Here is a 560-nt window from a genome sequence, read left to right on the forward strand (position 1 = left end):
TGTACCCGCTCGGCTTCGCCAATGCCCAGTTCGTCGAATGCAGCCTGCAGGCCGCGATTGTTGAGCAGGGCCAACTGCACCGCCGCGTCGAGGTCCAACGGCGCGGCCAGCAGTTCGCCGACGCGCGCCGCGATCTGACTGCGCCCGGCGTCGTCGCGCGCCCAGAGCACCTGCTTGTCCAGCTGACGTTCGGCGCCTTGCTGCACCGCGTCGAATCCGCCGTCCTCGCTGAAGCTGGCGCAACCGGCCAGCAGCGACAGGGCACAGAGCAGCGCCAGAGGTTTAATGATGGTCATGACCACCTCCCGTAGCAGGCTCGGCAGATGACTCGGCCGGCTGTGCCCAACCCTCCATGCTGTAGGTACGCCAGCCGCCGATACGACCGACCTGGTCGTTGGCCTCGCGCCAGTCCTGCAAGGGTTCGTCGGTGTGCGTGCGGTAGTCGCTCAACGGCGACTGGTAGGCCTGTGCCGGCACTGCGGCAGCGGCATCCAGCGGGTCGGGCTGGACGGCCAGCAGCACGCCGGGCAGCGCCAGGGCACAGGCACCCAGCGACCACC

The 560-nt window shown here is 68.9% G+C and carries 2 protein-coding genes; both read right to left on the reverse strand.

Annotated elements, in window-relative coordinates; genetic code table 11:
• The coding region (locus tag J0A65_RS25315) for a hypothetical protein (RefSeq protein WP_206596981.1) at positions 1–296 on the reverse strand (296 nt) is incomplete at its 3' end.
• Positions 283–560: hypothetical protein (locus J0A65_RS25320; protein ID WP_206596982.1), on the reverse strand; the 278-nt coding region annotated here is incomplete at its 5' end. The genes J0A65_RS25315 and J0A65_RS25320, both read right to left, overlap by 14 nt.

The sequence above is a fragment of the Bowmanella yangjiangensis genome (assembly GCF_017255015.1).
Classification (GTDB): Bacteria; Pseudomonadota; Gammaproteobacteria; order Enterobacterales; family Alteromonadaceae; genus Bowmanella; species Bowmanella yangjiangensis.